Consider the following 7,371-nt stretch of genomic DNA (forward strand, 5'->3'; position numbering starts at 1 on the left):
GCTGTTTCAGCGTGGCTGGGAGAGGCGACGGCCGACCGCAGCGACGAACGCGCTGAGCCGATCCGCCGTCATGGGTTTGGCCAGCCAGAACCCCTGGATCTCATCGACGTCGAGTGCTTCGAGGTAGTCGCGCTGACGCTGGGTTTCCACTCCTTCGGCAATCGTTTTGAAGCCCAGCCCCTGACTCAGAGTCGTGAGCGAGCGGACGATGGTGCGGCAGGAACGCTCCTCGGTCACGCTGTTGGTGAAGCTACGGTCGATCTTCAGCGTATCGATCGGGAAGCGTAACAGGTAGTGGTAGGTGGAGTGGCCGGTACCGAAGTCATCGATGGCAATCGAAAACCCCAGATCCTTGAGTTCGAGCAGCATCTTCAGCGTCTGCTCGGGATGACTCATGGCGGCACTCTCGGTGATCTCCAGCTCGAGCTGTTTGGGCAGCAGGCGATTGGCAGTCACATGGGCCATGATGCGCTGGGGAAAGTCGGGCTGGTTGAATTGCACGGCGGAGAGGTTGATGCTCATGCGCAGGTGCAGGCCGGCCCGTTGCCACTCGGCAAGCTGCCGGCAGGCTTCACCGATGACCCAGTCGCCGACATCGACGATTTGGCCGGACTCCTCCAGCAGCGGGATGAATTCCGCCGGTGAAACCACTCCACGGCTGGCATGGCGCCAGCGTAGCAGGGCTTCCACAGCGCTGATATGACCATCGGCCAGGTGCTGCTGCGGCTGATAGACCAGAAAGAACTCGTCTCTTTGCAGCGCCTGCTGCAGATGGGCCTCGAAGCTCAGCGCGCCGCTATCGGTGTGGCCAAGAATCTCCTGCTTCAACAGCAGTCGCTGTTGGCCTGTCTGAGAGCGGGCGAGGCGCTGCGCCTGTAGTGCGGCGCCCAGTAGCGTTTCGGCATCCCGTGCATCATCAGGGTATACGCTAGCACCGGCGGTGAAGTCGATGTAGACCTCTTGTCCGGCGATGTGTTGAGCCCGGGCCAGGGGCGGCATCCACTGCTGACAGAGCTGGCGAGGGTCTGCCGAGTCCGGTAGAGGGACGGCTACGCCAAAGCTGCCGGCCTCCAGGCGTCCGAGCAGGGCGTGGCTCGGCGCAAATCGTTCCAGGCGCCGTGAGAACAGCACCAGAGCTTGATCGCCTGCGCGAATGCCCAGGGCTTCATTGATGCGATGCAGGCGGCTGATATCCAGTACCGCCACCAACCAGCGGGTCTCGGGGGCCTGCGCCAGCCGCTCGGCGAGCAGGCCAAGAAAGCAGTGGCGTTTGGGCAGCCCGGTCAGCTCGTCGTGGGCTGCCAGGTAAAGCGCCTTGTCCTCGAAGGCGCGTAGAGCGGTAACGTCCTGAAAAGCACCCACCAGGCAGTGTTCGTTGCTTTGATCGGCGCTTTGCAGGCGCAGGGTGCGTTCGAGGTTGCCCTGGCCAATGGTAAGCTCGAGGTCCAGTCCCTCGCGGTTCTGGCTGGCGACGCTGAGGGCCGTCTCCAGCCGCTGTCTGTGCTCGGGGGAGGCCAGCGCCGTCAGTTCCTCCACGCCGCCGGGCAGAGTGGGCCAGCCCAGCATGTCGGCGGCGCCTTCCGACCATTCCAGCTTGCCGCTGTGGACGTCGAGGTGCCAGAAGCCCAAGCGGGCGAGCTTGCAGGCGCTGGCCTGTTCCAGCTGCGCTTCGCGCAGGGCTCGCTCGCGGGCGGCGCCGCTAAGTGCATAGCGTACCCGCTCGGTCAGCAGCGGCAGGTTGATCGGCTTGGGCATGAAGTCGGTCGCGCCGGCATCGAAGGCGTCGTTGATCGAGCCTACGTCGTCATGACCGGTCAGCATCAACAAGGGTACGTGACGACCGTTGATCCCGGCCTGGCCGCTGCGAATGGCGCGCAGGGTGCCGAAGCCGTCCAGTCTCGGCATGTCCATGTCCACCAGCACCAGGTCGGGTGCATGCTGGCCGAAGACTTCGAGCCCCTCCTGGCCATCGGCGGCGAGCAGCACCCGGTATCCCTTGCGCTGCAAGCCGGAGGCGATCAGCAGGCGAATGGTGGGGTCGTCATCGACGACCAGCACGGTGATCAGGGCGACTTTGTCGCTGCTGCTCTCCGCTGTCGTATCGTTAGTCGGCTGATGGTGCGTAAGGAGGGCGGTGGCTGGATGAAGCCTGCCTGTATCGGTCATGTGCCTTCCCCCGCGCAGGGTGCGCATCGGGCATGCGCTGAACGTGTTACGCGCCTCTGGCGAGCCGCATGGTGCACGTCCATCCTCAGGCATCGGCGAGGTGGCGACAAGGATATCCGTTTAACGCAGCCATCAACCAAGGCTGTGTCTGAAAACTGTCTGCGCTTGGCCATACGGCGTTAAAAATCAGCTCAAAGTACTCATTTACACCATGTAAACTCCGTCTTTTCACTGATTTTTGCCTTGTCTGGCCTTCGCTCGCCGACTTTTCAAACAAAGCCTAAGTTGAATTTGTGGCGGTGGGAAATGAGAGACGCCCGGCGCGTGTCGTTACGCCGGGCGTCAGGTGGGGTAGGGCAAGTCTGGCGGTTCTGGCTCGGTTAGAAGCGACCGGCCAGGCGCCGCTGGGTCAGTTCGGCATAGTCGGCCAGGATGGCAGCGGCTTCGGTCACCTGGACGTGCTCTACCGGCTCCTCTTCGTTCTCCTCACCGCGAGCATCGATCAGCTCGTTCAGCGGATCCAGCCCCAGGGCCTCGCGGCGCCGGTTCTCCAGCGCCAACTGCTCGGCGTCGCGCGCTTCCACTTCGCGCTGGCGCTGTTCGCGGTCGAGGCTGACGGTGGTCTGCTCTTCGCGCATGCGCCGGGCTAGCTCGGTGCGCTCCTTGAGGAAGATGAAGTTGGGATGCGAGTCGGCGCGTTCGCGGTGCCGGGAGCGCAGGGTTTCCAGATACTCCCAAGGCTCGCCGTAGTGGCGATACTGCACGGCTTGCACCGTATCCCACTCGAGGGCGTTGTCGAGACTGCTCTCACCGATGCGCTCGGGGTCGACCAGATCGGGGAAGAGAATGTCGGGCTCGACGCCGCGATGCTGGGTGCTCTCGCCCGAGATACGGTAGAACTTGGCGCGGGTCAGCTTGATCTGGCCATGGCTCAGGTCGTTCAAGGTCTGTACGGTGCCCTTGCCGAAGGTGGCACTGCCCAGCACCAGGCCGCGGCCGTAGTCCTGAATGGCGCCGGCCAGGATCTCAGAGGCCGAAGCCGAGAGACGGTTGACCAGCACGGCCAACGGGCCGTCATAGAGCGTGCCGGTCTCGGTGTCGCCGTAGAGGTTGATGCGGCCGCGGGCGTCGCGCACCTGCACCGTGGGGCCGCGGTCGATGAACAGACCGAGCAGGGAGTTGGCTTCCTGCAGCGCACCGCCCCCATTGTTGCGCAGGTCGAGGACCAGACCGTCGATGCCTTCGGACTTGAGGCGCTCGACTTCGCGGGCCACGTCGCGGGTGGTGCTGCGGAACTCCTCGGCACCGGACTGCCAGGCATCGAAGTCGACGTAGAAAGTGGGGATGGTGATCACGCCGATGCGCTTGTTGCCGTCTTCGCGTTCGACCTCGACGATTTCACCCTTGGCGGCCTGGTCTTCGAGATCGACCGTGTCGCGGGTGATCTCGACGGTGCTGGAGCGGGTCATGTCGACGGCTTCAGCCGGCACCACCTCGAGGCGTACCACGGTACCCTTGGGACCGCGGATGAGATCGACTACCTCGTCGAGGCGCATGCCTACCACGTTGACGATCTCCTCGTCCTCCTGGCCCACGCCGACAATGCGGTCGGCAGGCTCGAGCACGCCGGCACGATCCGCCGGGCCGCCGGGTACCAGGCTGGTGACCTTCACGTATTCGCCGTCGGACTGCAGCATGGCGCCGATGCCTTCCAGCGACAGCCGCATCTGGATGTCGAAGGATTCTCCCTGGCGCGGAGATAGGTACTCGGTATGCGGGTCGATGCTGCTGGTCACTGCAGCCATGAACAGGCCGAACACGTCCTCGCCGTTGGTCTGGCGCAGACGCGACAGCTGGCCTTCGTAGCGCTGACGCAGGTTGTTCTCCACCTGCTCTTCGTCCTGACCGCTGATGTCGAGGGTGAGAGCGGCGTTCTTGAGACGCTTGTACCACAGCTCGTCGAGCTCGGCTTCGCTGGTGGCCCAGTCGGCTTCGCGGCGGTCGAGGTCGAGCCGCATGTCGCTCTCGTAGGTGAAGCCCAGCCCCTCGTCGATGGCGCTCAGCAGCCACTCGAAGCGGCTCTCGGCGCGATCGTGATAGCGCTGGTAGAGCTCGAAGGCCGGTGCCAGATCGCCTTCGAAGAGCATGTCGTCGATACGCTCCTCGAAGTGGCGGAATTCGTCGATGTCGCTTTCCAGCAGGAAGGCGCGCTGGCCGTCGAGGATATCGAGATAGCGCTCGAACGCCAGGCGTGACCAGGTGTCGTCCAAGGCGGTTTCGGCGTAGTGGCCGTAGCGCAGTGACTCGGCGACTTCCAGAGCCGCCTGCCGATGCGAGTCGTTGGGCTGGATCTGGGCTAGCGCCAATTGAGCGCACGACAACAACGTCACCAGCGAGAGAATCGCTGTGTGCCTAAGAACGACTGACAGGCTCATCAATGAAGCACCCCTGGTTTCGTGTACACTTCCTTCCCTAGACAAGCGTATGGCTCATGAGTTGCGAGGCCAGACGTCGCATTGTAGCAGTTCTTGCGTCAACCACGACCCCTGATGAGGATCCACATGTCTCGGGAAGCTCGTCTCGAGCGTCTGCTCGAATTTCTCAATCGCTCGCCGACCCCCTGGCATGCCGTCTCGGCCATGGCCGAACGGCTCGATGCCGCCGGCTTCCGCCGGCTGGACGAGAGTCAGGCCTGGGAGGTCTCGCCCGGCGAGCGTCTCTACGTGACGCGCAATGGTTCGTCGATCGTGGCGCTGCAGCTCCCGCATGACGGGCTGGAGGCGCTGCGCATGATCGGCGCCCATACCGACAGCCCCGGCCTGCGTCTGAAGCCCAACGCCGCTCAGCTCTCGGCAGGCTGGTTGCAGCTCGGCGTCGAACTCTACGGCGGCGCCTTGCTGGCGCCCTGGTTCGACCGCGACCTGGGCCTGGCCGGCCGCGTTCACGTGCGGCATCCCGACGGCCGCATCGAAGGCGTGCTGCTGCAGGTGGGCCGGCCCATTGCCATCATTCCCAGTCTGGCGATCCATCTCGACCGCGAGGTCAACAACGGTCGGCCGATCAACGCCCAGACCCAGATGCCGCCGGTGTTTCTGCAGGGGGGCGACAAGGCCGATCTGCAGCGGCTGCTGCTCGAATGGTTGGAGGAGCAAAACGGCACCGTCGGTGCCGAGATCCTCGATTTCGAGCTGGCGCTGTATGACGTACAGCCCCCGGCGTTGGTCGGTGTCGGCCGTGAGCTGGTCGCCAGTGCGCGCCTCGACAACCTGCTGTCCTGCTTCATAGGACTCGAAGCGCTACTGGAGAGCGACGGCAGCCAGGGCGTGGTGCTGGTGGCCAACGATCACGAAGAGGTCGGCAGCGCCAGCGCCTGCGGCGCTCAGGGGCCGTTTCTCGGCGACGTGCTGCGGCGAGTCAATGCCCAGTTGGGCGAGCCGGGAGACGAGGGTTTCATTCGTCTGATCCAGGCGTCGCGGATGATCTCCTGCGACAACGCCCACGCCCTGCATCCCAACTTCACCGACAAACACGATGCCGCCCATGGACCCGCGCTAAACGGCGGCCCAGTGATCAAGGTCAACGCCAATCAGCGCTACGCCACCAACAGCGCCACGGCAGCGCTGTTCCGCGATCTCTGCCGCGAGGCCGAAGTCCCGGTGCAGACCTTCGTCACCCGTGCCGACATGGGCTGCGGTAGCACCATCGGGCCGATCACGGCCACCGAGCTCGGCGTGCCGACGCTGGACGTGGGCGTGCCGCAGTGGGCCATGCACTCGATTCGCGAGACGGCGGGCAGCCGCGACGTGGAGTACCTGACCCGGGCGCTGGTTGCCTTCGCCAACCGGCCGCGGCTGGCCTGACCTCACGGCAGCCACTGCTAGATCACGACAGCCAATGAGCTGGAAGTGCCACCACGAAAAACCCGGCGCCAGGGCGCCGGGTTTTTTTCGATTTCTGGTGGCTACGCCCTGACTCGAACAGGGGACCCCATCATTATGAGTGATGTGCTCTAACCAACTGAGCTACGTAGCCATTCAACGGGGGCGAAGTTTACGGATTCGTCTCTGTGGCGTCAAGTCTCGCCGTGGGTAGGGGATCATCGGGCAAAGGGGAGAGCATGAGGCTATCTCGTCCGGCTGCCTTGGCCGAATAAAGGGCATCGTCAGCACGCGACATGGCGGCGTCATAGGTCTCGGCTGTGTCGGCCATCCACACCGATACGCCGATGCTGCACGATAAGAGAATCTGTTGGTCGCCATGGCGCAAGGGAGTGTCACGCAGGGTCTGGACGATGCGCAGGCCCAGTTCCCGAGCCTGCGTTGCGCTGGTACCCGGCATCAGAATGCAGAACTCGTCGCCCCCGAGGCGGGCCAGGAGATCGGTTTCGCGCAGCGTGGCCCTCACGACACGTACGAAATGGACGAGACTCTGGTCTCCGCCCTGGTGACCGAGCCTGTCGTTGACACTCTTGAAGTGATCGAGATCCAGCAGCATGAGTGAGTAAGGCTTGCCTGTTCGCATGGATCGGGCATTCTCGAGCTGCAAGCGCTCGTCGAACTTGCGCCGGTTCCAGGCCCCCGTCAATGGATCGACGTTGGCTAGTTCGGTGACTTCGGTGACCAGGCGATCAATGGTCATGACAGCGAGACCGAAATTCCACAGAAGCCCGCTTAAGATGACGCCAAGCATGGTCACCGCTGCGACGTCCGTGAAATGAGGGGAGGCGCCGAGCTCCAGCAGCAGCCAGAGATTCATCAGCATGATGACGGCATGCCCGACCAAGCCTAGGGAGATTCCTGCGCATGAAATGACGATACCTGCCGAGCACAGGCGCCGTTTCAAGAGAAAGAGGAGGCTCATCAGCATTGGAAACGACTGGCCGATGGCATAGACAAGGGCGAGCCCTTCATCATTGCCGTACAAGGCGATGGTCAGTAGCAAGCATAGAGTGCTGGCAGCAGAGGCGGTGATCCACCCACCCGTCTGGCCATGAAAACGGCGTATCCCGAGCCATAGCAGCCAGAAACCCAGGATAACCAGGCTGTTTCCGACCGCTGCCGGAATGGCCGGGATGCTGGAAGCGTGAGCTATGGTGATTTCTGGTGTATGGGAGGAGGTAGGAAGGGTGGCGTATCCTGTTGATTGATCACGACCAAGATCTCAATCAACATGAGTGGATACGCCATGACCGATTCTACCCTCCGG

Annotated in this window: 4 protein-coding genes and 1 tRNA gene; 1 reads left to right on the forward strand and 4 read right to left on the reverse strand. The window is 63.4% G+C overall.

What is annotated here, in order from left to right; all coding sequences use genetic code 11:
* Positions 1-6 precede the first annotated feature (6 nt).
* Together HOP58_RS17725 and HOP58_RS17730 are read right to left on the reverse strand one after the other, a co-directional pair.
* The gene (locus HOP58_RS17725) at positions 7-2,166 is read right to left on the reverse strand and encodes a GGDEF domain-containing response regulator (protein WP_234253093.1); all 2,160 of its coding nucleotides are present in this window, start codon (positions 2,164-2,166) and stop codon (positions 7-9) included.
* A 380-nt stretch (positions 2,167-2,546) separates the two neighbouring features.
* Entirely contained in the window at positions 2,547-4,601 is a 2,055-nt protein-coding gene (locus tag HOP58_RS17730) for a carboxy terminal-processing peptidase (protein WP_026038212.1), read from the reverse strand.
* 126 nt (positions 4,602-4,727) lie between these two features.
* Here HOP58_RS17730 and HOP58_RS17735 point away from each other — a divergent pair, with 126 nt between their 5' ends.
* Positions 4,728-6,026: a M18 family aminopeptidase gene (locus HOP58_RS17735; RefSeq protein ID WP_234261052.1), complete on the forward strand. Its 1,299-nt coding sequence runs from the start codon at positions 4,728-4,730 to the stop codon at positions 6,024-6,026.
* A gap of 95 nt (positions 6,027-6,121) precedes the next feature.
* On the opposite strand, the gene HOP58_RS17740 is transcribed toward HOP58_RS17735, so the two are convergent.
* A tRNA-Met gene (locus HOP58_RS17740) sits at positions 6,122-6,198 on the reverse strand.
* 18 nt (positions 6,199-6,216) lie between these two features.
* Complete coding sequence (locus HOP58_RS17745) at positions 6,217-7,107, reverse strand: GGDEF domain-containing protein (RefSeq protein WP_234261053.1); 891 nt, start codon at positions 7,105-7,107, stop codon at positions 6,217-6,219.
* Positions 7,108-7,371: the final 264 nt, after the last annotated feature.

This window comes from Halomonas sp. MCCC 1A11062 (genome assembly GCF_021404355.1).
Classification (GTDB): domain Bacteria; phylum Pseudomonadota; class Gammaproteobacteria; order Pseudomonadales; family Halomonadaceae; genus Halomonas; species Halomonas aerodenitrificans.